Annotated in this window: 22 protein-coding genes and 1 tRNA gene; 14 read left to right on the top strand and 9 right to left on the bottom strand. The window is 59.7% G+C overall.

The window, feature by feature from the left end; all coding sequences use genetic code 11:
* Positions 1 to 96: 96 nt before the first annotated feature.
* Positions 97 to 3,840 (top strand): EAL domain-containing protein, encoded by a 3,744-nt coding sequence (locus tag ASE80_RS04475; RefSeq protein ID WP_056857842.1) that lies wholly within the window; start codon positions 97 to 99, stop codon positions 3,838 to 3,840.
* A 15-nt stretch (positions 3,841 to 3,855) separates the two neighbouring features.
* Positions 3,856 to 3,932, top strand: a tRNA-Ile gene (locus ASE80_RS04470).
* Positions 3,933 to 4,071: 139 nt separating this feature from the next.
* On the opposite strand, the gene ASE80_RS31640 is transcribed toward ASE80_RS04470, so the two are convergent.
* Positions 4,072 to 4,380, bottom strand: coding sequence for a hypothetical protein (locus ASE80_RS31640; protein WP_133257335.1), 309 nt, complete (start codon positions 4,378 to 4,380; stop codon positions 4,072 to 4,074).
* Positions 4,381 to 4,522: 142 nt separating this feature from the next.
* Here ASE80_RS31640 and ASE80_RS04460 point away from each other — a divergent pair, with 142 nt between their 5' ends.
* The 11 genes from ASE80_RS04460 (at position 4,523) to pqqE (ending at position 14,281) form a co-directional block, all read left to right on the top strand.
* The gene (locus ASE80_RS04460) at positions 4,523 to 4,813 is read left to right on the top strand and encodes a Phd-YefM (protein WP_056857840.1); all 291 of its coding nucleotides are present in this window, start codon (positions 4,523 to 4,525) and stop codon (positions 4,811 to 4,813) included.
* A 9-nt stretch (positions 4,814 to 4,822) separates the two neighbouring features.
* A complete protein-coding gene (locus tag ASE80_RS04455; protein ID WP_056857839.1) occupies positions 4,823 to 5,110 on the top strand; it encodes a type II toxin-antitoxin system RelE family toxin in 288 nt (95 codons plus the stop codon).
* Between the two features lie 288 nt (positions 5,111 to 5,398).
* Positions 5,399 to 5,845 carry an Lrp/AsnC family transcriptional regulator gene (locus tag ASE80_RS04450; RefSeq protein ID WP_056857838.1) on the top strand — a complete coding sequence of 149 codons (447 nt, stop codon included), beginning with the start codon at positions 5,399 to 5,401 and terminating at the stop codon, positions 5,843 to 5,845.
* 167 nt (positions 5,846 to 6,012) lie between these two features.
* Positions 6,013 to 7,695, top strand: coding sequence for a flavin monoamine oxidase family protein (locus ASE80_RS04445; protein WP_056857874.1), 1,683 nt, complete (start codon positions 6,013 to 6,015; stop codon positions 7,693 to 7,695).
* Positions 7,696 to 7,705: 10 nt separating this feature from the next.
* Positions 7,706 to 8,500, top strand: a complete 795-nt coding sequence (locus tag ASE80_RS04440; protein WP_056857837.1) for a carbon-nitrogen hydrolase family protein — start codon at positions 7,706 to 7,708, stop codon at positions 8,498 to 8,500.
* A 48-nt stretch (positions 8,501 to 8,548) separates the two neighbouring features.
* The gene (pqqF, locus tag ASE80_RS04435) at positions 8,549 to 10,906 is read left to right on the top strand and encodes a pyrroloquinoline quinone biosynthesis protein PqqF (protein WP_056857836.1); all 2,358 of its coding nucleotides are present in this window, start codon (positions 8,549 to 8,551) and stop codon (positions 10,904 to 10,906) included.
* 158 nt (positions 10,907 to 11,064) lie between these two features.
* The gene (gene pqqA, locus ASE80_RS04430) at positions 11,065 to 11,139 is read left to right on the top strand and encodes a pyrroloquinoline quinone precursor peptide PqqA (protein ID WP_003194766.1); all 75 of its coding nucleotides are present in this window, start codon (positions 11,065 to 11,067) and stop codon (positions 11,137 to 11,139) included.
* A gap of 71 nt (positions 11,140 to 11,210) precedes the next feature.
* The gene (pqqB, locus tag ASE80_RS04425; protein WP_056857835.1) at positions 11,211 to 12,122 is read left to right on the top strand and encodes a pyrroloquinoline quinone biosynthesis protein PqqB; all 912 of its coding nucleotides are present in this window, start codon (positions 11,211 to 11,213) and stop codon (positions 12,120 to 12,122) included.
* A gap of 11 nt (positions 12,123 to 12,133) precedes the next feature.
* Complete coding sequence (pqqC, locus tag ASE80_RS04420; protein ID WP_056857834.1) at positions 12,134 to 12,886, top strand: pyrroloquinoline-quinone synthase PqqC; 753 nt, start codon at positions 12,134 to 12,136, stop codon at positions 12,884 to 12,886.
* Positions 12,883 to 13,158, top strand: a complete 276-nt coding sequence (gene pqqD, locus ASE80_RS04415; protein WP_017138041.1) for a pyrroloquinoline quinone biosynthesis peptide chaperone PqqD — start codon at positions 12,883 to 12,885, stop codon at positions 13,156 to 13,158. The genes pqqC and pqqD overlap by 4 nt, the downstream gene beginning before the upstream one ends.
* Positions 13,130 to 14,281 carry a pyrroloquinoline quinone biosynthesis protein PqqE gene (gene pqqE / locus ASE80_RS04410; RefSeq protein WP_056857833.1) on the top strand — a complete coding sequence of 384 codons (1,152 nt, stop codon included), beginning with the start codon at positions 13,130 to 13,132 and terminating at the stop codon, positions 14,279 to 14,281. The genes pqqD and pqqE overlap by 29 nt, the downstream gene beginning before the upstream one ends.
* A 5-nt stretch (positions 14,282 to 14,286) precedes the next feature.
* Here the strand turns inward: pqqE and ASE80_RS29775 are convergent, their stop codons facing one another.
* From ASE80_RS29775 to ASE80_RS04395, 4 genes are all read right to left on the bottom strand, one after another.
* Positions 14,287 to 14,445 (bottom strand): YqaE/Pmp3 family membrane protein, encoded by a 159-nt coding sequence (locus ASE80_RS29775; protein ID WP_003194776.1) that lies wholly within the window; start codon positions 14,443 to 14,445, stop codon positions 14,287 to 14,289.
* 94 nt (positions 14,446 to 14,539) lie between these two features.
* The gene (locus ASE80_RS04405; RefSeq protein WP_017138039.1) at positions 14,540 to 14,860 is read right to left on the bottom strand and encodes a helix-turn-helix domain-containing protein; all 321 of its coding nucleotides are present in this window, start codon (positions 14,858 to 14,860) and stop codon (positions 14,540 to 14,542) included.
* The gene (locus tag ASE80_RS04400) at positions 14,844 to 15,209 is read right to left on the bottom strand and encodes a type II toxin-antitoxin system RelE/ParE family toxin (protein ID WP_056857832.1); all 366 of its coding nucleotides are present in this window, start codon (positions 15,207 to 15,209) and stop codon (positions 14,844 to 14,846) included. Before ASE80_RS04400 ends, ASE80_RS04405 begins: the two co-directional genes overlap by 17 nt.
* A 235-nt stretch (positions 15,210 to 15,444) precedes the next feature.
* A complete protein-coding gene (locus ASE80_RS04395; RefSeq protein ID WP_056857831.1) occupies positions 15,445 to 16,704 on the bottom strand; it encodes an aspartate aminotransferase family protein in 1,260 nt (419 codons plus the stop codon).
* Positions 16,705 to 16,913: 209 nt separating this feature from the next.
* Between ASE80_RS04395 and ASE80_RS04390 the strand changes: the two genes are divergently transcribed.
* On the top strand, positions 16,914 to 17,813 hold the full coding sequence (locus ASE80_RS04390; protein ID WP_056857830.1) for a LysR family transcriptional regulator: 900 nt from the start codon (positions 16,914 to 16,916) through the stop codon (positions 17,811 to 17,813).
* A 226-nt stretch (positions 17,814 to 18,039) separates the two neighbouring features.
* Here the strand turns inward: ASE80_RS04390 and ASE80_RS04385 are convergent, their stop codons facing one another.
* From ASE80_RS04385 to ASE80_RS04370, 4 genes are all read right to left on the bottom strand, one after another.
* Positions 18,040 to 19,818 carry an acyl-CoA dehydrogenase C-terminal domain-containing protein gene (locus ASE80_RS04385; protein WP_056857829.1) on the bottom strand — a complete coding sequence of 593 codons (1,779 nt, stop codon included), beginning with the start codon at positions 19,816 to 19,818 and terminating at the stop codon, positions 18,040 to 18,042.
* Between the two features lie 248 nt (positions 19,819 to 20,066).
* Complete coding sequence (locus ASE80_RS04380; protein ID WP_056857828.1) at positions 20,067 to 21,836, bottom strand: acyl-CoA dehydrogenase C-terminal domain-containing protein; 1,770 nt, start codon at positions 21,834 to 21,836, stop codon at positions 20,067 to 20,069.
* Between the two features lie 90 nt (positions 21,837 to 21,926).
* Positions 21,927 to 23,216 carry a GGDEF domain-containing protein gene (locus tag ASE80_RS04375; protein WP_056857827.1) on the bottom strand — a complete coding sequence of 430 codons (1,290 nt, stop codon included), beginning with the start codon at positions 23,214 to 23,216 and terminating at the stop codon, positions 21,927 to 21,929.
* 204 nt (positions 23,217 to 23,420) lie between these two features.
* Positions 23,421 to 25,226, bottom strand: a complete 1,806-nt coding sequence (locus ASE80_RS04370; RefSeq protein ID WP_056857826.1) for a phenylacyl-CoA dehydrogenase — start codon at positions 25,224 to 25,226, stop codon at positions 23,421 to 23,423.

Genomic DNA, 25,226 nt, shown 5'->3' with positions numbered 1-25,226 from the left:
TAGATTAATTTCTACAGATTAACTTCCCCCGCAGCACCCCTCCCCCTAAATGCCCGTCTACACTCGACAGATTCCCCGTGCCATAACGAGACCGTTATGCCCAGACTGCCGACCGTGATACTGCTGTCGCTGCTCGCCTGGACCGCAACGGCTGGCGCGTTGACTCTTACTGATGATGAGCGTGGCTGGCTGGCGGACCATCAGGAGCTGCGCCTGGGGGTGGACGCTTCTTGGCCGCCCTTCGAATACCGTGATGAAAATGGCCGTTATCAAGGCCTCGCTGCCGACTATGTACGCCTGATCCAGGACCGCCTGGGCGTGCGGATCAAGCTGATCGAGCCGGAAAACTGGACCGCCGTGCTCGAACAAGCGAAAAACAACCAGCTCGACCTGCTGCCCGGCATCATGTCGACGCCCGAGCGCCAGAGCTATCTGGCCTTTACGCGTCCGTACCTGGACTTCCCGATCGTCATCCTTGCCCATGAGGGCGGCGCAAAACCGCGCAACCTCAAAGACCTCTACGGCCTGAAGATCGCCGTGGTGGAAAACTACGCGCCGCACGAATTACTGCGCACTCACCACCCCGACCTCAACCTGGTGGCCATGCCGAACGTCAGCTCAACGCTGCAAGCCTTGGCCACCGATGAAGTGGATGCGGTTGTCGGTGACCTCGCTTCCAGCGTCTGGAGCCTGCGCCAACTCAAGCTGGACGGTTTGTACGTCAGCGGCGAAACGCCCTATCGCTATCAATTGGCAATGGGCGTGCCGCGCGATCAGAAAATACTGGTGGGCATTCTGGACAAAGTCCTCGCCGACCTCAGCTCCGACGAAACCGATGCGATCCAGCAACACTGGGTCGGCAGCTTCACCGATCACCGCACCTTCTGGGCCGACTTGCTGATGTACGGCCTGCCGGCTGTACTGCTGTTGAGCACTGTGTTGGCTATCGTGATACGCATCAACCGCCGGCTCAGCTCGGAAATTGCCCGGCGGGTCGCCCTTGAGCAAGAGTTGCGCAGCAGCGAATACCACTATCGCGGCCTGGTAGAGAGCCTGTCTGCGATTGCCTGGGAAGCCAGCATCACCGACTTCACCTACAGCTACGTGTCGCCCCACGCCGAAGACCTGCTGGGCTATCCCCGCGCCCATTGGTTGATTCCAGGTTTCTGGCGCAACATCATCCACCCCGCCGACCTGACCCGTGCCGAGGCATTCTGCTACCAGGAAACCCGCGCCAACCGCGATCACAGCCTCGATTATCGGGTGATTACCGCCGACGGTCGCTGCTTGTGGGTGCGTGACATCGTCAGCCTGATCGAGCACGGCCATGAGCCGGTGTTGCGCGGTTTGATGATCGATATCAGCGAAGCCAAACGCACTGAAGAGGCGCTGCAGCTTTCCGAAGAGAAGTTTGCCTCGGTGTTTCAGCAATGCCCGGACATCCTGGTCATCGCCCGCCTCTCTGATGGCTGCCTGCTGGAGGTGAACAAGGCATTCGAGGACCAGATTGGGCTAAGCGCCGAACAAGTCGTGGGTAAAACCGCGACCGAGTTGAATATTCTGGGTGTTCAAGGCATCGGCCCTGACCTGTTGCGACGTGTGCAGACCACCAGCATCCGCAACCTGGAGATGCCGTTTCTGCGCAGTAATGGCCAGGCGTTTACCGGACTGCTCTCCGCCGAGCCGTTCCAACTCGACACCACCGAAGCCTTGGTGGTGGTGGTGCGTGACATCACCCAACTCAAGGAAACCCAGCAACTGCTGCAAACCTCCGAAGAGAAATTCGCCAAGGCCTTCCACGCCTCACCCGACGGTCTGCTGCTCAGCCGCCAGCGCGATGGGCTGTTGATTGAAGTGAACGAAGGCTTCACCCGCCTGACGGGCTTTACCAGTGCGAACTCGCTCGACCAGTCGACCCTGGACCTGGGCATCTGGGTCGACCTCAACGAACGCAAACACATGCTGGAATTGATGCAACGCGACGGTTTTGTGCGTGACTTCGCCTGCCGTATCCGCCGCGCCGACGGCTTGATTCGCCTGTGCGAAGTGTCCAGCCGCCCGCTGCCCATCGGCGAAGATGACTGCATGCTGACCATCGCCCGCGACATCACCGAGCGCCAAGTGATGCAGGAAAAACTGCAACAGGCCGCCACCGTATTCGAAAGTACCGCCGAAGGCGTATTGATCACCGACACCCGGCAGAACATCAGCGCCGTCAACCGGGCTTTCAGCGAGATCACCGGCTACAGCGAAGCCGAAGCCCTTGGCAGCACGCCGCGCCTGCTCGCCTCCGGCCTGCATGACAGCGCGTTCTATGCGGCGATGTGGCATCAATTGACGGCCCACGGTCATTGGCAGGGCGAGATTTCCAACCGTCGCAAAAACGGCGAGCTGTACCCCAGTTGGCTGACCATCAGCGCCGTGCGCAACCGCGACCAGTTGATCACGCACTTTGTTGCCGTGTTTGCCGATATCTCCAGCCTCAAGCACGCCCAGGCTCGCCTCGACTACCAGGCACACCACGATCCCCTGACCGGCCTGCCCAACCGCACCCTGTTTGAAAGCCGACTGCAAGCCGCCCTCATTAGCCAGGAAGAAACCGGTAACCAGGGCGCGGTGCTGTTCCTCGACCTGGATCGGTTCAAGCATATCAACGACAGCCTCGGCCACCCCGTCGGCGACCTGCTGCTCAAGGACATCGCCGTGCGCCTCAAGGAGCAACTGCGCGACATCGACACCGTGGCACGCCTGGGCGGCGACGAATTCATCATCCTGCTGCCCGGCCTGCAACAAGCCAGCGATGCCGAACACCTGGCCAATAAACTGCTCGCCTGCTTCACCCCGCCGTTCCAGGCCGGCGAGCATGAGTTCTTTATCAGCGCCAGCATCGGCACCAGCCTCTACCCACAGGACGGTACCGATGTCGCCACCCTGGTCAAAAACGCCGATGCCGCGATGTACCGCTCCAAGGCCAAAGGCCGCAACCGTGTCGAGAGCTACACCCGCGACCTCACTGCCCAGGCCAACGAACGAGTGGCCCTCGAGCACGAACTGCGTCGCGCCATCGAGCGTGAAGAGCTGTTTCTTTACTACCAACCCAAGCTCAGCCTGGCCACCCAAGAACTGATCGGCGCCGAAGCCTTGATTCGCTGGCACCACCCGACCTTTGGCGACGTGCCGCCGGAACACTTCATCGCCCTGGCCGAAGAGAACGGCACAATCCTGCAGATTGGCGATTGGGTACTGGAACAGGCCTGCCGCCAGATGCACACCTGGAAACACGCCTTCAACGATTTCGGCCCACTGTCAGTCAACCTCGCCGGCGCACAACTGCGTCACCCCAACCTGCTTGCGCGCATCGAACAACTGCTGCACGACTACCACCTGGAGCCCGGCTGCCTGCAACTGGAGATCACCGAAAACTTCATCATGAGCCAGGCCGAAGAAGCCCTCGAAGTGCTGCACCAACTCAAGCACCTGGGCGTGCAACTGGCCATCGATGACTTCGGCACCGGCTATTCGTCCCTCAGTTACCTCAAGCGCCTGCCACTGGATTTCCTCAAGATCGACCAGTCTTTCGTGCGCGGCCTGCCCGACGACCCCCACGACGCCGCCATCGTGCGCGCCATCATCGCCCTGGGCCACAGCATGCAATTCACCATCATTGCCGAAGGCGTGGAAAACCCCGCACAACAAGCCTTCCTCGCCGCCGAAGGCTGCGAACAGATGCAAGGCTACATCGTCAGCCTGCCACTGCCGCCGGAGCTTTTTGCCGAGACGTTTCTTCATATGCGGGTTTCAGACTTTTCGGATGGCACAGCACGGAAACCGTCGCTATAATCCGCGTCCTACTGAGGGCCTATAGCTCAGTTGGTTAGAGCAGGGGACTCATAATCCCTTGGTCGTAGGTTCGAGTCCTACTGGGCCCACCATACTCAAAGCCGCGCACTGCGCGGCTTTCGTCGTTTTTGCACCCAAGCTTTTTGGCTCAGACTTTCCAGCCAGACCAGCAAAAGTGTCCACAATATGTCCACTCGAATTTTCCAACACCTTCATCTCAGCCCCGTTAGGTCAAGCAATTGTCAGTTGACCAACGCGCCCATAATCGACTTGGTCGGTTTTGCGTTGAAAGTAGCCCTCCCCAAACACCATAAAATCCAGCACGGCACGGCACATGGTCTGCGCACTGCACCCGGCCGGGAGAATGAGGACACGCAGCAGCAGGTTGCGTTTGAAGCGCGCAATGGTGGCGTTTCGTGCCACCGCTACCGAACGCTGAACCGTGCGAAAGCTAGTAGCGCTCCAAAAAAACAAAGACTTAGATCTTAAATCAACGAATTTAGCAGCGAACTCGCCGCCAACTGAGAATCCTGCCAGCAAAAATCACTCGATCAGACATACAAAAAATGCTTAGCGAATGCTTAACAAATGCTCAAATATGAGCAATACTTCGCATCGTACAGCACATAGAATTTAGCATGCCTTTGTACGTAGTTAGGTTAAATTGCCTTGGAGTTCAGTTATGGCAGCGCTACTTGATCGGGCCGACCAGGCCATATCGGTTACCGCAATGGTTAGGAGCTTCAGTTCAAAGCTCAAAGAAATCTCAAGCCGCACCACCGATCGCTTGGTCGTGTTCAAAGACAATGAACCGGCTGCAGTCATCGTGAACGTAGATGCTTATCAAGAATTGATGGATGAGCTGGAAGACCTACGAATCGAAGCTACTGCACGTGATCGCTTGGCGAGCTTTAACCCAAAATCGGCTATCTCTCACGCAGATATGCGAGCCAGGTACGCCAAAAAAGACTAAGGATTTGCGATGGCTTGGGGAGTCAACTATCACCCAGATGCTGAAGGCGACTTCGACAGGCTTGGATCCACAGCAGCAAACAGGATCCTCGACGTCATCGAGGAAAGAATAGTAAATGGAGAACCCGATAAAAGTGGGAAGGCCCTGAGCGGCTCGCTTGCAGGATGTCGTCGAATTCGGACTGGCGATACACGCATCGTGTACCGGGTTGATGGAAAAGCCATCGAAGTACTGATCGTCGCCGTCGGCAACCGACGTGACGACGAAGTTTACAACGACGCAAAAAAACGAGTCTGAGCCCGCGTTAAGGGCTTTTTCTTATACCGCCCTGTATCCGTATTACAGGCTACTGAATCACCTGAAGGCCCAGAGCCCTCCCGCCAGCGTGCCGCGAGCATCCGGAACAACGAGTTCACGAACGCAGCAACCCACTATTGACAGCTTGTTCGCAGGCATCGGAGGCTTTGATGTCGGATTTGAAAATACTGGGGCCCACCCAACAAGAAAGCCGCGCACTGCGCGGCTTTTTCGTGTCTGGAAGTCTGTAACATACCGCCTCACTGCCCTCGCACCGGAGCCCCACCCTTGCCCACCCTCGACGAAATCGATCGCCAACTGATCGCCGCCTTGCAGATCAACGCCCGCGAAAGCGTGGCCATGCTTGCCCGGCAGTTGGGCATTGCGCGCACTACGGTGACGTCGCGCCTGGCGCGTCTGGAGAAAACCCAGGTGATCACCGGTTATGGCGTGCGCCTCGGGCAGCGTGTGGTCGACGGTGGGTTGCAGGCGTATGTCGGCATTACTGTTCAAGCGCGTTCGGGCAAGGAAGTGCTGCGCAGGCTGAGCGCCATGGCGCAGGTGCAGCAGTTGTGTGCGGTGAGTGGCGAGTTTGATTACGTGGCTTGGCTGCGCACTGATTCGCCGGAACAGCTGGACCAGTTGCTGGACCAGATCGGCAGTGTCGAGGGCGTAGAGAAAACCACCACGTCGATCATCCTCAGTAACAAATTGGACCGTGGTCAGCCAGTTTGACCAGAAACTTCGTCACTCTGACTAAAAACAATTCAATCCGACGACACATTGCGTCTTAATAACGACCGCTACGCTCCCTAAACTGGCTGCCATATTTTCCTATACTCAACGGGCCGAATCCCGCCGAGTCGTCAGTAAGGTCAGCCATGAGCATTCCGTCCAGCACCATCAGCAAGACCAATCGCCATCCCGCCGACGGTAAAAAACCTATCACCATCTTTGGCCCGGATTTTCCGTTTGCCTTTGATGACTGGATCGAACATCCGGCTGGCCTGGGCAGTATTCCCGCGGCCAACCATGGCGCGGAAGTGGCGATTGTGGGGGCCGGGATCGCGGGGCTGGTGGCCGCCTACGAGTTGATGAAGCTGGGCCTCAAGCCGGTGGTGTATGAGGCCTCGAAGATGGGCGGGCGTTTGCGCTCCCAGGCCTTTGAAGGCGCCGAAGGCATCATCGCCGAGCTGGGCGGCATGCGTTTTCCGGTGTCGTCCACCGCGTTCTACCACTATGTGGACAAGCTGGGCCTGGAGACCAAACCCTTTCCCAACCCGCTGACACCGGCTTCCGGCAGCACCGTGGTCGACCTCGAAGGCCAGACCCACTACGCGCAGAAACTCTCGGACCTGCCGGTGCTATTCCAGGAAGTTGCCGATGCCTGGGCGGATGCGCTGGAGGCCGGCTCGCAGTTCGGTGATATCCAGCAAGCCATTCGCGATCGCGACGTGCCACGCCTCAAGGCACTGTGGAACAAGCTGGTACCGCTGTGGGACGACCGCACCTTCTATGACTTCGTCGCCACGTCCAAGGCGTTCGCCAAACTGTCGTTCGCGCACCGTGAAGTGTTTGGCCAGGTGGGTTTCGGCACGGGCGGTTGGGACTCGGATTTCCCCAACTCGATGCTGGAAATCTTCCGCGTGGTGATGACCAACTGCGACGATCACCAGCACCTGGTGGTTGGCGGCGTAGCACAAGTGCCCATGGGCATCTGGCGCCATGTGCCGGAGCGTTGCGCCCACTGGCCTGGCGGCACCAGCCTCAGCTCCTTGCATCGCGGCGCGCCACGGGCAGGGGTAAAACGCATTGCCCACGCTGCCGATGGCCGCTTTGCGGTCACCGACAACTACGGTGACACCCGCGAATACGCCGCCGTGCTGACTACCTGTCAAAGCTGGCTGCTGACCACCCAGATCGAATGCGACGAAACCCTGTTTTCGCAAAAAATGTGGATGGCGCTGGACCGCACGCGCTACATGCAGTCGTCGAAAACCTTCGTGATGGTCGACCGCCCGTTCTGGAAAGACAAAGACCCGGAGACCGGCCGCGACCTGATGAGCATGACCCTCACCGATCGCCTTACCCGTGGCACCTATCTGTTCGACAACGGTGACGACAAGCCAGGCGTGATCTGCCTGTCGTATTCGTGGATGAGCGACGCGCTGAAAATGCTCCCGCAGCCCATCGACAAGCGCGTGAAACTGGCCCTCGACGCGCTGAAAAAGATCTACCCGAAAGTCGATATCAAGGCGCGCATCATCGGCGACCCGATCACCGTGTCCTGGGAAGCCGACCCGCATTTCCTCGGTGCCTTCAAAGGTGCATTGCCCGGCCACTATCGCTACAACCAGCGCATGTATGCGCACTTTATGCAGAAGGACATGCCCGCCGAACAGCGTGGGATTTTTATCGCCGGTGACGACGTATCCTGGACGCCTGCGTGGGTCGAGGGCGCGGTGCAAACCTCGCTGAATGCGGTATGGGGCATCATGACCCACTTCGGCGGCAGCACTCACCCCGAAAACCCGGGCCCAGGTGATGTCTTTGACGAAATCGGCCCGATCGCCCTGGCCGATTAAGGAGTTAAGCATGCGTGTCGCCCTGTACCAATGCCCACCGCTGCCGCTGGATGTGGCCGGCAACCTCAAGCGCCTGCATCAATTGGCGCATGAGGCGACCGGTGCCGACGTGCTGGTGCTGCCGGAGATGTTCCTCAGCGGCTACAACATCGGTGCCGAAGCGGTGGGCGCGCTGGCCGAAGCCCAGGATGGGCCGTCGGCTCAGGCGATTGCCGAGCTGGCCAAAAGCGCCGGACTGGCCATTCTCTACGGTTACCCGGAGCGGGCTGAGGACGGGCAGATCTACAACGCCGTGCAGTTGATCGATACCCACGGCCAGCGCCTGTGCAACTACCGCAAGACTCATCTGTTTGGCGACCTGGACCACTCGATGTTCAGCGCCGGGGAAGATGATTTCCCACTGGTGGAGCTTAACGGCTGGAAGCTCGGGTTTCTGATCTGCTACGACCTGGAGTTCCCGGAAAACACCCGACGCCTGGCCCTGGCCGGCGCCGAGGTAATCCTGGTGCCGACGGCCAATATGGTGCCGTTCGACTTTGTTGCCGACGTGACCGTACGGGCGCGGGCCTTTGAAAACCAGTTCTATGTGGCCTACGCCAACTACTGCGGGCACGAAGGCGAGATTCAGTACTGCGGGCAAAGCAGTATTGCTGCGCCCAATGGCCAGCGAATCGCCCAAGCGGGGCTGGATGAAGCGTTGATCGTCGGTACACTGGATCGCCAATCGATACTGGATGCCCGCGCGGCCAATCACTACCTGCAAGACCGTCGCCCAGAGCTGTACGGCGCGCTGCACAAGCCCTGAGCCAGACGGTTTGTTAGCATAGGCACATTCTACGTTTCGGAAGTGCCCATGCCTGCGCCGGCTCACCCTCATCACCTCGACTTGACCCTGGCCAACGGCCTGCGGGTTTCCTTGCGTCACGCGCCGCGCCTGAAGCGTTGCGCTGCCATGTTGCGCGTGGCCGCCGGCAGCCATGATGTGCCATTGGCGTGGCCGGGCTTGGCGCATTTTCTTGAGCATTTGCTGTTTCTTGGCACCGCGCGGTTTCCCACAAGCGAAGGCTTGATGGCCTACGTGCAGCGCCAGGGTGGGCAGGTCAACGCCCGCACCCGCGAGCGCACCACGGACTTCTTCTTTGAATTGCCGGTGCCGACCTTTGCCGGTGGGCTCGAGCGGCTGGCGGATATGCTGACCCATCCGCGCCTGGCGATTGAAGACCAACTGCGTGAGCGCGAAGTGCTGCAGGCGGAGTTTGTAGCCTGGTCGCAGGATGCCAAGGCGCAGCAGCAGGTTGCGCTGCTGGAAGGCTTGGCGGCGGACCATCCGCTGCGCGGTTTTCACGCCGGTAATCGGGATAGCCTGCCGGCGGAACGTGAGGCCTTTCAGCAGGCACTGCGGGCGTTTCACAACGCGTTCTATCAGAGCGGGCAGATGACGTTGAGTCTTGCCGGCCCGCAGTCGCTGGAAGAACTGCAAGCGTTGGCCCAGCGTTTCAGCGATGAGTTGGCCCCTGGCCCTCTGCGCCCCCAAACCGCACCGCCAGCATTGATGCCAGGCCACGCGCGGGGCTATCAACACGTCGCCAATAATCACCTGCACCACGTCATTACCTGTGACGCGCCTCGCCAAGCACTGGAGTTTCTCTGCACCTGGCTCAACGCTGCGGCGCCGGGTGGTTTGCTGGCCGAGCTGAAAGCACAAAAACTGGCCAATGCCCTGCAGGCGTCCGTGCTTTATGCGTTTGCCGGGCAAGCCGTACTGGATATCGACTTTACCCTCGATACTCAAGGCGATTCGGCTACGCAAATCGAAGCGTTGCTGCATGATTGGCTGAGCTTTTTCGCACACAGCGATTGGACACCTTTGCGCGAAGAGTACGCCTTGCAGAACGCCCGTCAGCAACAGATCCAAAGCGCACTGGCAGTGGTGCGAAATGAACGTGAAGACCTGTCGGAACAAGGCGCTGCCGCACTGAAAGCGCTGCTGGATTCGCTGCACCTTAGACCGTCCGAACACCCTTGGCAGTTGCCGCCCAGCAACCCGTTCCTGCGTCCACCTGCCAACGAACAACGCGCCGGGCTGATCCGTGGCCAGACCAGCGCCCACCGCGGTTTGCGTACCTTCGCCCAGGACCGCTCCCGAGGCCGTCGGGAGGTGTCGGGGCTGACTTTCAGCCAGGCATTGGTGGATGACACCGATGAAGGCGCGCTGTATCTGCAATGGCGTTTTGATTACGCCGCGCCCGCAGGACTGGAACACGGATTGCAGATGCTGCGCGAGAACGCTCGTCAGGCGGGAGTTGAGTTGTCTTTCGAAACGATCGGCAATGAATGGTTGGTGAAGATGATCGGTCTTCACGAACCGATGCCGGCAGTGCTGGAAGCCTTGGCGCAGTGCTTAAGCCAACCGCCGGAAGCCGCACCCGCCGCGACACCCATGATCGCCATCCGAGCGTTGCTCAAGGCGCTGCCGACTTGCTGCAGCGGCGCTCACTCCGGGCCAGTGTCATGGGCGACTGCTCGATGGCATGGGCTCGGCGTTGGGTTACCGGCCGCTTGTGAAGCTGCGATCAAAATCGCCGCAGCGCGGCTGCCTGGGCAGGCGGCAAGCATTGAGCACACACCGCCAACCCTCGACGGCCAGAAGCTCTGGCACAGGGTGAAAACAGACGCCAACGAAGCGGCTTTGCTGCTGTTTTGCCCAGCGCCGACCACAACCTTGGCCGACGAAGCCGCCTGGCGCCTGCTTGGGCATCTGCTGCACGGGCCGTTTTACCAGCGTCTGCGGGTCGAACTGCAAATTGGCTACGCAGTATTCAGCAGTATCCGACAGATCAACGGGCACACCGGGCTGCTGTTTGGCGTGCAGTCCCCCAGCGTTTCACTGCGCGGGATCGTCGATCACCTGCAGGCCTTTCTGAACCAGCTACCGACGTTAATCGACCGCAGCCCAGACCTGGGCAACCAGGCCCTGGCGCAGCAATTCAGTGCCCAGCAACTGCCGCTCAGCCAAGCCGCCGAGCTGCTGTGGCAGGCGCAGTTGGCGGGCCACTCGACGGGTTACCTGGACCAGCTACAACAGTTGATACAAAACCGCACACGTGAGGATCTGCAGCGTGCGGCCCAGCAGCTCAACGATGCCTCAGGCGGCTGGCGCTGTGTGGCCAACGGCCCGCGAATCAACGATTCCTGGCAACCGGCAGGCTGATCGTTGCCAACCCTGCAACAGGCTTTTTCCGTCAAGACAGCGCTAACTTGAAAAGAATTGCGTAATATTCATACGCAATATCTGAACATCTCCAATAGGAGGTGGACTATATGTATTACTTGGTAGTGAACGTCCCATCCCTTGGTAGGAGTATGAATATGACCTGGTCCAAACCCGCTTACACTGATCTGCGTATCGGTTTCGAAGTCACCATGTACTTCGCCAGCCGTTGATTGGCTGAGTAATACAACGCCTCGGTTCGCCCGGGGCGTTTTTGTTTTGAGCTTTGCGTGATGGAGCAATCATGTTTGTCCAGATTCTAGGTTCCGCCGCCGGCGGTGGCTTCCCGCAGTGGAACTGCAACTGCGTGAACTGCGCAGGCTTTCGCGACGGCAGCCTGCGCGCCCAGGCGCGTACCCAGTCGTCCATCGCGATCTCCGACGATGGCGTGAACTGGGTGCTGTGCAATGCTTCGCCGGATATCCGTGCGCAACTGCAAGGCTTTGCGCCCATGCAACCCGGCCGCGCGCTGCGCGACACCGGCATCAGCGCGATCATCCTGATGGACAGCCAGATCGATCACACCACCGGCCTGTTGAGCTTGCGCGAAGGTTGCCCGCATCAGGTGTGGTGCACCGACATGGTCCATGAAGACCTCAGCACCGGTTTCCCGCTGTTCAGCATGTTGACCCACTGGAACGGCGGCCTGGCCTGGAACCGTATCGAGTTGGACGCCAGCTTCACGATCCCGGCCTGCCCGAATTTGCGCTTCACCCCGCTGCCACTACGCAGCGCCGCACCGCCCTACTCGCCGCACCGCTTCGACCCGCACCCAGGCGACAACATCGGCCTGATCGTCGAAGACCTGCGCACCGGCGGCAAGCTGTTCTATGCGCCGGGCCTGGGCAAAGTCGACGCGCCACTGCTGGAAATCATGGCCGGCAGCGACTGCCTGCTGGTGGACGGCACGATGTGGGACGACGATGAAATGCAGCGCCGTGGCGTCGGCACGCGCACCGGCCGCGAGATGGGCCACCTGGCGCAGAGCGGCCCCGGCGGCATGCTCGAAGTACTGGAGCAGCTACCCAAGCAGCGCAAAGTGCTTATCCACATCAACAACACCAACCCGATCCTCGACGAAGACTCCCCCGAGCGCGCCGAGCTGGTGCGGCGCAATGTCGAAGTGGCTTACGACGGCATGAGCATTGAATTGTAGGAGCAGACGAAGTGACTGACACACCGTTGACCACCGCCGAGTTCGAAGCCGCCCTGCGGGCCAAAGGCGCCTTCTACCATATCCATCACCCGTATCACGTGGCGATGTATGAAGGCCGCGCCACCCGCGAGCAGATTCAGGGCTGGGTCGCCAACCGTTTCTACTATCAGGTGAACATCCCGCTCAAAGACGCCGCGATCCTGGCCAACTGCCCCGACCGCGAGATCCGCCGCGAGTGGATCCAGCGCCTGCTCGACCACGACGGCGCGCCCGGTGAAGACGGCGGTATCGAAGCCTGGCTGCGGCTGGGCCAGGCCGTCGGCCTCGACCCCGACCAGTTGCGCTCCCAGGAACTGGTACTGCCCGGCGTACGGTTTGCGGTGGATGCCTACGTCAACTTTGCCCGCCGCGCCAGCTGGCAGGAAGCCGCCAGCAGCTCGCTGACCGAACTGTTCGCACCGCAGATCCACCAGTCGCGCCTCGACAGCTGGCCGCAGCACTACCCGTGGATCGACCCGGCCGGTTACGAGTATTTCCGTACCCGCCTGGGCCAGGCCCGTCGCGACGTAGAGCATGGTTTGGCGATCACGCTGCAGCACTACACCACCCGCGAAGGCCAGGCACGCATGCTGGAAATTCTGCAGTTCAAACTCGACATCCTGTGGAGCATGCTGGATGCCATGAGCATGGCCTACGAACTTAAACGCCCGCCGTATCACAGCGTGACCGCGCAGCGGGTCTGGCATAAAGGGATCACCCTATGAGCTTTGATCGCAGCAGAACACCGACCTGGCGCCAGGGCTATCGCTACCAGTACGAGCCGGCGCAAAAAGGCCATGTGCTGCTCTACCCCGAAGGCATGATCAAGCTCAACGACAGCGCCGCCTTGATCGGCGGGCTGATCGACGGCGAGCGCGACGTGGCCGCTATCATCGCCGAGCTGGATAAACAATTCCCGGGCGTGCCTGAACTCGGTCAAGACATCGAGGATTTCATGGAGGTCGCCCGTGCTGAGCACTGGATCGAACTGGCCTGAAAAGCCACCGATTGGCCTGCCACTGTGGTTGCTTGCCGAGCTGACTTACCGCTGCCCGTTGCAGTGCCCGTATTGCTCCAATCCGCTGGATTTTGCCGAGCAGGGTAAAGAGCTGAGCACCGAGCAGTGGATCAAGGTGTTTCGCGAAGCGCGGGAAATGGGCGCCGCGCAACTGGGGTTTTCCGGCGGTGAACCCCTGGTACGCCTGGACCTTGCCGAACTCATCGCCGAAGCGCGCAAGCTGGGTTTCTACACCAACCTGATCACCTCGGGCATCGGCCTTACCGAGCAGAAGATCAGCGACTTCAAGAAGGCTGGCCTCGATCATATCCAGATCAGTTTCCAGGCCAGCGATGAGCAGGTGAACAACCTGCTGGCCGGCTCGAAAAAAGCCTTCGCGCAAAAGCTGGAAATGGCTCGCGCGGTAAAGGCCCACGGCTACCCGATGGTGCTGAATTTCGTTACCCATCGGCACAATATCGACAAGATCGATCGCATTATCGAACTGTGCATTGCCCTGGAGGCAGACTTCGTCGAACTCGCCACTTGCCAGTTCTACGGCTGGGCGCAGCTCAATCGTGTGGGCTTGTTGCCGACCCGGGAACAGTTGGTACGCGCCGAACGCATCACCAACGAATACCGCGCCAAGCTCGAAGCCGAAGGCCACCCGTGCAAGCTGATATTCGTGACGCCGGATTACTACGAAGAACGCCCAAAAGCCTGCATGAACGGCTGGGGCAGTATTTTTCTGACCGTCACACCGGACGGCACCGCCCTGCCCTGTCATGGCGCCCGACAGATGCCGGTGCAATTTCCCAATGTGCGCGACCACAGCATGCAGCACATCTGGTACGACTCGTTTGGCTTCAACCGCTTTCGCGGCTACGACTGGATGCCCGAGCCGTGCCGTTCATGCGATGAAAAGGAAAAGGACTTCGGCGGCTGCCGTTGCCAGGCGTTCATGCTCACGGGCGATGCGAGCAATGCCGACCCGGTGTGCAGCAAGTCCGAGCAGCACGGCATCATCCTCAAGGCGCGGGAAGAAGCCGAGCATGCCACCCAGACCATCGAGCAGTTGGCCTTTCGCAACGAGCGCAATTCACGGCTCATCGCAAAAGGCTGACGGCCTCAGCGCTTGGCGATGATGTACACCGCGTGGATGATGCCGGGGAAGTAACCGCACAGGGTCAGCAGGATGTTCAGCCAGAACGCCCCGCCGAAACCCACTTGCAGGAACACACCCAGTGGCGGCAGCAGGATAGCGATGATGATACGAATGATGTCCATGGGTAAGCTCCAAAAAATCGGCTCGTGTGAGCCGTGTAGCTAATCGACCTTGGGCGTTCGTGAGGGTTCAGTGGGATCTGGCATTGGGCCATCTTCAGGCCAGAATCTCCAAGCCGTGTTTCTGTACGATGCTCAGTAACTTGAGCGCCATGCCGCTGGGTTGTTTTTCGCCGGACTCCCACTTTTTCACGGTGGAGGCGCTGGTGTTGAGGTAGCGGGCGAAAACGGGCTGACTGACATGACTGCTTTCACGCAGCTGCTTGATCTGCTCGGCCGGAATTTGTTCAGGGACAGCCGATAAGCACGCTTCGTCATATTCTCGGAGGGTGGTTTTGCTGATTGCTCCAATTGAATGAAGTGCTACGGCAGATTTATGAATCGACTCCAGCGCTTCACTTTCATATTTTTTGATCATGATGAATCTCCACAAACTCCCTTAAATCCAGTAATTGCTGGACTTGTGTGTCGTTTAAGCTTTCATAAGTTTTTGCCATCGCCCGAAACCAAATCAAATCTTTTTGACTGATATTGCTTTGATTCTGCTTGGCAAATAGCAGCTGATAAATCCAGTAGTGCCTGCCCTTGGCCAGGACAATTGAACGATGACGGTTTTGATTGAGGCGCTTCTTCCAGACACCGCCTCCCAGGTTATCGGCTTGGCCCTTCAACATCTCGCTGAATGCTTCCCTTAACTCCGAATCACAGATCCAAGCCTTGGCGGCTGCATCAGCAAAGTCCCGTGTCTTGAACAACCTAAGCTTCATGGATATCCCTTCCCACAAACATACCACCCAGTGGTACAGATTAGTAACGGAGCAAGTAAAATTCTTTTTGCACCAGCGGCAGTCCTTGCTGACGCCCGCTAAAAAAGCCATTGTTTTCACGGATGCTCAATCAACGTTTTCAATCCAAAAATTTCACGAACAAAAAAACGCCCCCAGCCAAAAGAATCAGGCTGGAGGCGCCGCGTATGCCGCGAGACGGTTCAGGAATATGGGGTTAAACGGCGATGCCCTTGCGACACTGCAGTTGGGCGGTACGCACGCGGGAGAACGCGCGCGCCAGGCGCAGGAGCATTTCGTCGATGTGGCTTTTGCTGACGTTCAAGGCTGGAGTAAAACGCAAACAGTCGGGTTGCGGGGCGATAAGGATCAGGTCTTCGTGCAATGCGGCCTTTACCACGGCATCCGCAGAATCATCTGACAGCGTCAGGCCCCACAGGAGTCCGTTGCCGCGTAGTTGCCCATGGCCGTATCGATAGGCCAGCCGGGCAAGGCCTTCTCCCAGGTACAGGCCGGATTCGCGTACCTGTTCAAGAAAACCGCTTTCCAGAACGGTGTCGAGTACGGCAACACCAGCAGACGCCATCAGTGCATTGCCGTGATGCGTCCCCGCCAATTCCCCTTCTTCGAAACAACCGGCCTTGCCGCGTGCCAGCAACGCCGCCAGCGGTACACCGCCACCCAGGCCTTTGCCGAGGGTGATGATGTCGGCACGCACGCCGTACTGTTGTTCGGCCAGCAGGCTGCCGCAACGCCCCATGCCGGTTTGCACTTCATCGAGGATCAGCAGGATCCCCAGTTCACGGCACAGCCGCTCGACCCCCTTCAAATAGTGCTCGGTAGCAGGAATAACGCCAGCTTCACTCTGAATCGGCTCCAACATGATGGCAACCGTTTGGGCATCGACGGCGGCGTGCAGCGCCGGCAAGTCGTTGAAGGGCACATGGCTGAAACCCGGCAGTTGCGGCTCAAAACGGTTGCCGCCGGCACTCGCCGAGGCTGCCAAAGCCGCAAAGCTTCGCCCATGACAGCCGCCGCTCGCGCTGATAATGCGATAGGCACCACCGCGATACAGCTGGCCCCATTTACGCGCCAGTTTGATCGCGGCTTCACAGGCTTCCGAGCCGCTGTTGAGCAGGTAACCCTGGTCGCTGCCGGTGTGGTCGCACAGCCGGTCGACGAGGTTCAGTTGGGCGCGGTTGTGCAGGCCGTTGCCAGGGTTGATCAGCATATGAGTCTGATCGGCCAGGGCTTTGATCAGTACCTGCGGGCTATGGCCGAGGTTATTGGCGGCGCTGCCCTGGCTGAAATCCAGGTAGGCGCGCTCGTCGCTGTCCCACAGCCAGGAGCCCTGGCCACGCACAAACACCTGCGCGGGCCTTGCCACAGTCGGCATCAGGGATTTACTCGAGCCGTCCTGGCGCGTATCCACGATCAAATCATCCAGGCTCGGCGCAGGGCGACGAAACAGATTCACAGCTCACCCCCAATGGCAACCGGACCTTGGTCGATGCCCCGTACAAACACACCCTTGAGGTTTTTTGCCTTGCCTATGTAAACGCCATCAACATAAACGCTATTCATTGCCCGATCCGGCCCTGTAAGCCCTGCGAATAGGCGCTAGACTAGGCGCCCGAGGGGCCATCGGCCATTTCGATTTTCCAGCTTTTTCGATAAGTAAGTCTTATGGATTTCAAGCAACTGCGTTATTTCGTCGCGGTGTATGAGGAAGGCCACGTGGGCCGTGCCGCCGAGCGCCTGTCGATCTCGCAACCGGCCTTGTCACAACAGATTCGCCAGTTGGAACAGAACCTGGATGTGAGCCTGTTCGAGCGCAGCAGCAAGCGCCTGTTGCCGACATTGGCAGCACACACCTTGTACAACCACGCATTGCCGCTCATCGATGGTATGCAGCAAGCCGTCGAGGCGTTGCGCAACTTCAAGGGCCAGGCGATGCGCACCTTGGCCATTGGCGTGCTGCAAACCGTGCACACCAGCCTGGTCCCGCAGATGCTCGAGCGCGTGCGCAAAGCCCAGCCGCACCTGGTGGTGCAGATCTATGAATTGACCGGGCTTGAGATCGAGCGGCGTTTGCTCAACGGCTCGTTGGATATCGGCATCAGCTACCTGCCACCCCGCCAGCCGGGGTTGACGGGCGTGTTGCTGTACGAAGATGAACTGAAGGTGGTCATCCCCGAAGACCATCCTCTGCGGGAATTCAAGAAAGTCTCGCTGAAACAGGCGGCCGAGCTGCCGATGCTGTTGTTGGGGGAAGAGTTTCAGGTGCGGCAGATCTGGCAAGGCCAGTTATCCAACTTAGGACGACGGCCTCAGGTGCAGGCGGAGTTGAATACGATGGTCGGGATTCTCGACAGCCTGCCCCATAGCCAGCTCGCCACCGTGTTGCCGGGGCGCTCCCAGGATGAGCACAACAGCAAGGCGCTGCTGTGGAAGCCTTTGAGTGAACCAAGAGTGCCGCTGAAGGTGGGCCTGGTGTGCCGCGACGTCCAGCGCCAGCAAGCCACGGTGGCGTTGTTGCGCACCTTGCTGGAAGACGTGATGAATGCCCCGCAGGCAAACGCCTGACTTTTTCACGGGCAAAAGAAAACCCCGCCGAAGCGGGGCTTTGCAGACTGTTTCCCTGACATCCATTTCACTCCGCCGTCCTGGCAGAATCCTACGTGTCCGTGTTGTTGCTTTGCGCTTCCTGCGCGACGTCCATGTGAAGTAGATTATCCGTGGATCCAATTTGGCGATAGAGGACGAATAGCAGCACGTCATGTAAGAGAATGCTTACACGCCCTCCAAGCCCTTAGAACAGTGCTTCATCCAGCAAAAACAATGATTCGCTACCGGCTTTTACCGACGCACTCAGCGAATGAATACGCGGCAGCAGGCGTGCAAAGTAGAAGCGCGCGGTGCCCAGCTTGCTGGCGTAGAAGTCTTCTTGCGCTTCTTTGCCCAGTGCGGCCTTGGCCATGCGTGCCCACATATAGGCATAGGCCATGTAGCCAAAGGCATGCAGGTACTCAACCGAAGCCGCGCCGATTTCATTCGGGTTGGTTTTGGCGCGGTCCAGTACCCAGGCGGTCAACTCATCCAGATTATCCACGGCAGCGCTGAGCGGTCGGGTGAACTCACCCAGTTCGGCGCCTGAAGCCGCGATGAACTGGCGGATCTCGTCAGCAAACAAGGTGTAGAACGCCCCGCCGCTGCCGACGATCTTGCGCCCCATCAAGTCCAGCGCCTGAATGCCGTTGGTGCCTTCGTAGATCTGGGTGATGCGCACATCACGCACCAACTGCTCCTGGCCCCACTCGCGGATGTAGCCGTGGCCGCCAAAGATCTGCTGGCCGAGCACGGTGGTTTCCAGGCCAAGGTCGCTGAGGAAGGCTTTGGCAACAGGTGTCAGCAGCGCCACCAGGTTGTCCGCACGTTCGCGGGCGGCGGCATCTTCACTGAACTTGGCGATGTCCAATTGGGTGGCCACGTAGGTGGAGAACGCGCGACCGCCTTCGTTCGACGCTTTCATGGTCAGCAACATGCGGCGCACATCCGGGTGCACGATGATCGGGTCGGCCACTTTGTCCTTGGCCTGGGCGCCGGTCGGCGAGCGGCTTTGCAGACGGTCGCGCGCGTATTCAATCGCGTTCTGGTAGGAGCGCTCGCCCGACGCCAGGCCTTGGATGCCCACACCCAAACGCTCGTAGTTCATCATGGTGAACATCGCCGCCAAGCCACGGTTCGGCTCACCCACCAGGTAACCCACGGTTTCATCGAAGTTCATCACGCAGGTCGCAGACGCCTGGATGCCCATTTTGTGTTCAATCGAGCCACAGCTCACCGGGTTACGCGCGCCCAGGCTGCCGTCGGCATTGACCATGAACTTCGGCACCAGAAACAGCGAAATCCCCTTTGGCCCGGCCGGCGCATCCGGCAGCTTGGCCAGCACCAGGTGAATGATGTTGTCGGTGAGGTCGTGCTCGCCGCCGGTGATAAAGATCTTGGTGCCACTGATGGTGTAGGACCCGTCCGCCTGAGGTTCAGCCTTGGTGCGGATAATGCCCAGGTCGGTCCCGGCGTGCGCTTCGGTCAGGCACATGGAACCGGCCCACTCACCCGAATACATTTTCGGCAGGTAGGTGGCCTTGAGTTCTTCGCTGGCGTGGGTGTTGATGGAAACACAGGCGCCGGAGGTGAGCATCGGGTACAGGCCAAACGCCAGGCTCGACGAGTTGATCATCTCTTCAACCTGGGCCGAGACTGCCTTGGGCATGCCCATGCCGCCGAAGATCGGGTCGCCGCCTACGCCCACCCAGCCACCTTCGGCGTAGGTCTTATAAGCCTGTGGGAAACCATCCGGCGTGCTGACGGCAGTGTCCGCCCAACGGCAACCTTGCTCGTCGCCATTACGGCTGAGCGGCGCGATGGATTTGGCCGTGACCTTGCCGGCTTCCTCAAGGATCGCCTCAACGGTTTCGGCATCTACGGTGTCTGCCAATGCCGGCAATTGGGCCCAGGTGTTGGCGACCTCAAAAACTTCGTTGAGGACGAAGCGCATATCACGCAGCGGCGCTTTGTAATCAGCCATGGCAAACCTCGTGAGAACAGGAAAAGTGATTCGATAGGATCGGTTTTACAGGCTCCGAGTGTACCCGAACAACATTTGAGACACATAGGGTCTGTTAGTGACCATCAAGTATTTTCGGGTCACACTAAGAGCTAATGTGGGAGCTGGCTTGCCTGCGATGCAGACACCTCGGTACATCAGGTACACCGAGTTGATGCCATCACAGGCAAGCCAGCTCCCACATTTTGACCGCGGTAAATCAGTCGCCTTTACAAGGCAAACAACTGCGCCGGCAAGCTCATCAGGCACTCACTGCCCGCCTCCACGGCGGCGCGGTGCGTTGCAGTGCGCGGCAACAGGCGCTTGAAGTAAAAATCGCAGGTGGCCAATTTGGCTTGGGCAAATTCGGCGTCGTCATGCGACTGCGCCGCAATGGCCATGCGCAACCACAGATACCCCAGAATGATGTAACCGCTGTACATCAAATAATCCACCGCCGCCGCGCCCACTTCATCCGGGTTTTTCATGGCGGCCATGCCAACCTTCATCGTCAGCTCGCCCCATTGCTGGTTCAGGTGGTTGAGCTGCTCAACATGGGCCTTGAGCTGCGGGTGCTCGGCATTCGCCGCACAGAACTTATGCACAAGTTTGGTAAACCCGCGCAGCAACTTGCCCTGGCTGCCCAGCACCTTACGGCCCAGCAAGTCGAGCGCCTGAATGCCATTGGTGCCTTCATAGATCGGCGCAATCCGCGCATCGCGCGCCAGTTGCTCCATGCCCCATTCGCGAATGTAGCCATGGCCGCCGAACACCTGCATACCGTGGTTGGTCACCTCCAGCCCGGTTTCGGTCATAAAGGCTTTGCAGATAGGCGTGAGGAACGCCAACAGGTCTTCGGCCTCCTGGCGTTGGGCGGCATCACTGTTCAAGTGCGCGGTGTCGAGCAGTTGCGCGGTGAAGTAGGTCAGCGCCCGATTGCCTTCATTAAAGGCCTTCATGGTCAGCAACATGCGCCGCACGTCGGCGTGCACGATGATCGGGTCGGCGGCTTTATCCGGGGCCTTGGCGCCGGTCAGCGAGCGCATTTGCAGGCGGTCGTTGGCGTATTTGATCGCGCCCTGGAAACTCGCCTCACCATTGCACAAACCCTGCATGCCAGTGCCCAGGCGCGCGTGGTTCATCATGGTGAACATGCAATTGAGGCCCTTGTTCGCCTCGCCAATCAAAAAGCCCTTGGCACCGTCAAAGTTCAGCACGCAGGTGGCCGAGGCCTTGATGCCCATCTTGTGCTCGATGGAACCGCAGTGCACCGCGTTGCGCTCGCCTGAATCAGCGTGGAACTTGGGCACGATAAACAGCGAGATGCCCTTGGTGCCCGCCGGTGCGTCCGGCAGTTTGGCCAGCACCAAGTGAATGATATTGGCGCTCATGTCGTGCTCGCCGGCCGAGATAAAGATCTTGCTGCCGGTGACCGCGTAACTGCCATCCGCCTGGGGCACGGCGCGGGTCTTGATCAAACCCAGGTCAGTGCCGCAATGGGCTTCGGTGAGGCACATGGTGCCGGTCCATTCGCCGGCGGTGAGTTTGCTCAGGAACGTGGCTTTCTGCTCCTCGGTGCCGTGGGCGTGGATCGCCGACATGGCGCCATGAGTAAGACCCGGGTACATGCCCCAGGAAGTGTTGCTGGAGCCGATCATCTCGCTGAGCACCAGCCCCAGGGACAGCGGCAAGCCCTGACCACCGTAGGCCGGGTCCGCCGCCACGCCATGCCAGCCGCCTTCTACGTATTGGGCAAAGGCTTCCTTGAAGCCCTTGGGCGTGGTGACCACGCCGTTGTCGAAGTGGCAGCCTTCTTCGTCGCCACTGCGGTTGAGCGGCGACAGCACGTTTTCGCAGAATTTGGCGCCTTCTTCGAGGATCGCGCTGACCATATCGGGGCTTGCGTCGGTCGCGCCCAACGCGGCGTAGTGGCCGTGAAAATCAAACACGTTGTCGATCAGAAAGCGCATGTCGCGCAGGGGAGCTTTGTACTCAGGCATGGCAATGTCTCCGGCAGCAGATACCTTCAACCTACTGCCGGCCACCGCCTCGAACAATCACTGTAGAACCGCTGAATACACCGCCATCACTCAACCGGCAGCGCTCTCCATGCGCACCGCGCCACGGCGGTTCTGGCCGGAGGCGACCACGCAGTTACGCCCGGCGCCCTTGGCGGCGTAGAGCGCCTGGTCGGCGGACTTGAGCACTTCTTCGGGCGTGCGCTGTTCGGCCTGGCGCTCGGCCACGCCGATGCTGACCGTCACCGACACACTCGAGGCGCCACTGCCCGCCCGGCGTTGGCGGCCCTGTTGGTCATCGTGAGGGCGGTCCGGGTTGCGCAGCTTGATGTCGTAGTTGGCGATGATCTCGCGGATCTCTTCCAGATGCGGCATGCACTCGTCCAACGTCTTGCCGGCGAACACCACGGCAAACTCTTCCCCGCCATAACGATAGGCGCGCCCACCGCCATTGACCTTCGACAATTTGCTGGCCACCAGCCGCAACACCTGGTCACCGACATCGTGGCCGTGGGTGTCGTTAAAGCGTTTGAAGTGATCGACGTCGCTCATCGCCAACACATAATTGCGCCCCAGCCGCTGCATGCGCTCATTGAGCGCGCGCCGCCCCGGCAAGCCGGTGAGTTCATCGCGAAAGGCCATCTGATAAGCCTCATGCGCCACGCCCGCGGCAATCATCAGCATTACCTGGCTGCACATGATGTTCAGGGTAAACGGCAGGATGAAGGTTTGCGGCAACATCCAGAACAGCCCCAGCAAACCCACCAGTTGGGCGGCGTGCAAGGGCCGCGGCTGATACCAGTACTGCGCCGCCAGGGTGACAAAACCTATCAGGAACATCGGGTACGACAGCTGGATCAGGCTCATCCAACTGCCATGCAGCGCCGGCCAGCGAATCTCCGCCAGCCAGTTCAGCAAGGCTTGGGGAAAACTCTGTTCAAGTGCCAGGGCCACGCTGACAAACGCAAAGAGCACGGCGCAGCGCGCCACGAAGTCGCGGAACAGGTGGGTTTTCTCCTGCCACAGCGCATAAATGCTGAACAGCAGGGGCAACAGCAAGCAACACAGATGGAACACCACGGCGGCGTCTTCGCGCACGCGGCCGTTGTCGCGGTAGTAGTCGGTCTGGGTGTCGAGCAGGAAGTAAACGACGTACACCGTGATCATCAAGAACAGCTCACGCTGGCGCCGATACACCGCGCAGTACGCGCCGCCGAGCAACAGCACCAGGGTCGGCAGCACATTGAACAACGAGGTGAAGAACACGCTGAGGTCTTTGATATACGCAGCCGAGAGCCCGGCCATCAATAGCAGTAACGAAGGAAGAAAATGACTGAAACGTAAAGCGGACACGCGTGACAAGGGTAAAGCTCCGACCCGCCCAGAAAGATGGCACAGTGCCTTCACTGAGCACAGTTAAGCACATTCAATGTGACCTGTATCACATTGCCATCACTGTAACGGCAGCCAGGCGCAATCCCTGAGTGCTGTGCTGTGTTTTTTATCGCCGCATAAAAAAACCGCCGCATCCAAAAGAAGCGGCGGTTTTCAAGAGACCGACAGGGCTTAGTAAGCCAGGCCGAAGTCTTCTTCTTTCATGTCCATCAGGTTGTTGGCGCCCGACAGCATGGTGACCTTATGGGTCTGGGTACGCGGCAGGATGCGCTGGAAGTAGAAGCGCGCAGTCTGCAGCTTGGCGGTGTAGAACGCCTCTTCGGTGGTGCCGGCAGCCAGTTTTTCAGCGGCCAGGCGTGCCATGTCGGCCCAGAAGTAAGCCAGGCACGCATAGCCGGAGTACATCAGGTAGTCCACCGAGGCGGCACCGACTTCTTCACGGTCTTTCATCGCGGCCATGCCGACCTTCATGGTCAACTCGCCCCACTCTTTGTTCAGTGCTGCCAGCGGTGCAACGAACTCCTTGACGGCTTCGTTGCCTTCGTTGGCCTGGCAGAACTTGTGCACGATCTTGGTGAAGCCTTTGAGCGCTTCGCCTTGAGTCATCAGCACTTTACGGCCCAGCAGGTCGAGTGCCTGGATGCCGGTGGTGCCTTCGTACAGCATCGAAATGCGGCTGTCGCGCACGTTCTGCTCCATGCCCCACTCGGCGATAAAGCCGTGGCCGCCGTAGATCTGCACGCCGTGGTTGGCGGATTCAAAACCGACTTCGGTCATGAACGCCTTGGCGATTGGGGTCATGAACGCCAGCAGGCCGTCGGCTTGCTTCTTGGCTTCGTCGTCGGTGCCGTACTTGACGATGTCCACTTGCTTGGCGGTGAAGTACACCATCGCACGGTTGCCTTCGGCGAAGGCTTTCATGGTCAGCAGCATGCGGCGCACGTCAGGGTGCACGATGATCGGGTCGGCAGCCTTGTCTGGCGCTTTCGGGCCGGTCAGGGAGCGCATTTGCAGGCGGTCGCGAGCGTATTTCAGGCCGCCCTGGAAGCCGATTTCAGCGTGGGACAAGCCTTGCAGCGCGGTGCCCAGGCGAGCGGTGTTCATAAAGGTGAACATGCAGTTCAGGCCTTTGTTCGCCGGGCCGATCAGGAAACCGGTGGCCGCGTCGAAGTTCATCACACAGGTGGCGTTACCGTGGATGCCCATTTTGTGTTCCAGGGAGCCACAGGTCACCGCGTTGCGCTCGCCGATCGAACCGTCTGCGTTCGGCAGGAATTTAGGCACGATGAACAGCGAAATACCTTTGGTGCCGGCCGGTGCGTCCGGCAGGCGCGCCAGTACGATATGGACGATGTTGTCGGCCATGTCGTGCTCACCGGCCGAGATGAAGATCTTGGTACCGGAGACTTTGTAGGAACCGTCGGCCTGAGGCTCGGCCTTGGTGCGCAGCATGCCCAGGTCGGTGCCGCAGTGCGGCTCGGTCAGGCACATGGTGCCGGTCCACTCACCCGAAACCAGCTTGGTCAGGTAAGCGTCTTGCTGTTCCGGGGTGCCGTGCTCGGAGATGGTGTTCATCGCACCGTGGGACAGGCCAGGGTACATGCCCCACGACCAGTTGGCGGCGCCGACCATTTCGCTCACGGCCAGGCCCAGGGATTCCGGCAGGCCCTGGCCACCGTGCTCCACGTCGTGGGCCAGGCTTGGCCAGCCGCCTTCAACAAACTGTTTGTAGGCTTCTTTGAAACCAGTAGGGGTTTTTACGCCTGACTCGCTCCAGGTGCACCCTTCGATGTCACCCACGCGGTTCAAAGGTGCCAGCACTTGCTCACAGAACTTGGCGCCTTCCTCAAGAATGGCGTCAACCATGTCCGGGGTAGCGTCCTGGCAAGCCGGCAGGCTCTGATAGTGCGCTTCATAACCGAGCAGTTCGTCACGAACGAAGCGAATATCACGCAAGGGGGCCTTGTAGTCAGGCAT

Origin of the sequence: Pseudomonas sp. Leaf15, from assembly GCF_001421425.1 — a bacterium.
Taxonomy (GTDB): domain Bacteria; phylum Pseudomonadota; class Gammaproteobacteria; order Pseudomonadales; family Pseudomonadaceae; genus Aquipseudomonas; species Aquipseudomonas salomonii.
This window is presented reverse-complemented; position numbering and strand designations above follow the sequence as displayed.

Coding starts and splice junctions, on each gene's coding strand:
- ASE80_RS04475 (WP_056857842.1), top strand. CDS start 97: ATGCCCAGACTGCCGACCGTGATACTGCTGTCGCTGCTCGCCTGGACC.
- ASE80_RS04460 (WP_056857840.1), top strand. CDS start 4,523: ATGGCAGCGCTACTTGATCGGGCCGACCAGGCCATATCGGTTACCGCA.
- ASE80_RS04455 (WP_056857839.1), top strand. CDS start 4,823: ATGGCTTGGGGAGTCAACTATCACCCAGATGCTGAAGGCGACTTCGAC.
- ASE80_RS04440 (WP_056857837.1), top strand. CDS start 7,706: ATGCGTGTCGCCCTGTACCAATGCCCACCGCTGCCGCTGGATGTGGCC.
- pqqF (WP_056857836.1), top strand. CDS start 8,549: ATGCCTGCGCCGGCTCACCCTCATCACCTCGACTTGACCCTGGCCAAC.
- pqqB (WP_056857835.1), top strand. CDS start 11,211: ATGTTTGTCCAGATTCTAGGTTCCGCCGCCGGCGGTGGCTTCCCGCAG.
- pqqD (WP_017138041.1), top strand. CDS start 12,883: ATGAGCTTTGATCGCAGCAGAACACCGACCTGGCGCCAGGGCTATCGC.
- ASE80_RS29775 (WP_003194776.1), bottom strand. CDS start 14,445: ATGGACATCATTCGTATCATCATCGCTATCCTGCTGCCGCCACTGGGT.
- ASE80_RS04405 (WP_017138039.1), bottom strand. CDS start 14,860: ATGATCAAAAAATATGAAAGTGAAGCGCTGGAGTCGATTCATAAATCT.
- ASE80_RS04400 (WP_056857832.1), bottom strand. CDS start 15,209: ATGAAGCTTAGGTTGTTCAAGACACGGGACTTTGCTGATGCAGCCGCC.
- ASE80_RS04390 (WP_056857830.1), top strand. CDS start 16,914: ATGGATTTCAAGCAACTGCGTTATTTCGTCGCGGTGTATGAGGAAGGC.
- ASE80_RS04385 (WP_056857829.1), bottom strand. CDS start 19,818: ATGGCTGATTACAAAGCGCCGCTGCGTGATATGCGCTTCGTCCTCAAC.
- ASE80_RS04380 (WP_056857828.1), bottom strand. CDS start 21,836: ATGCCTGAGTACAAAGCTCCCCTGCGCGACATGCGCTTTCTGATCGAC.
- ASE80_RS04370 (WP_056857826.1), bottom strand. CDS start 25,226: ATGCCTGACTACAAGGCCCCCTTGCGTGATATTCGCTTCGTTCGTGAC.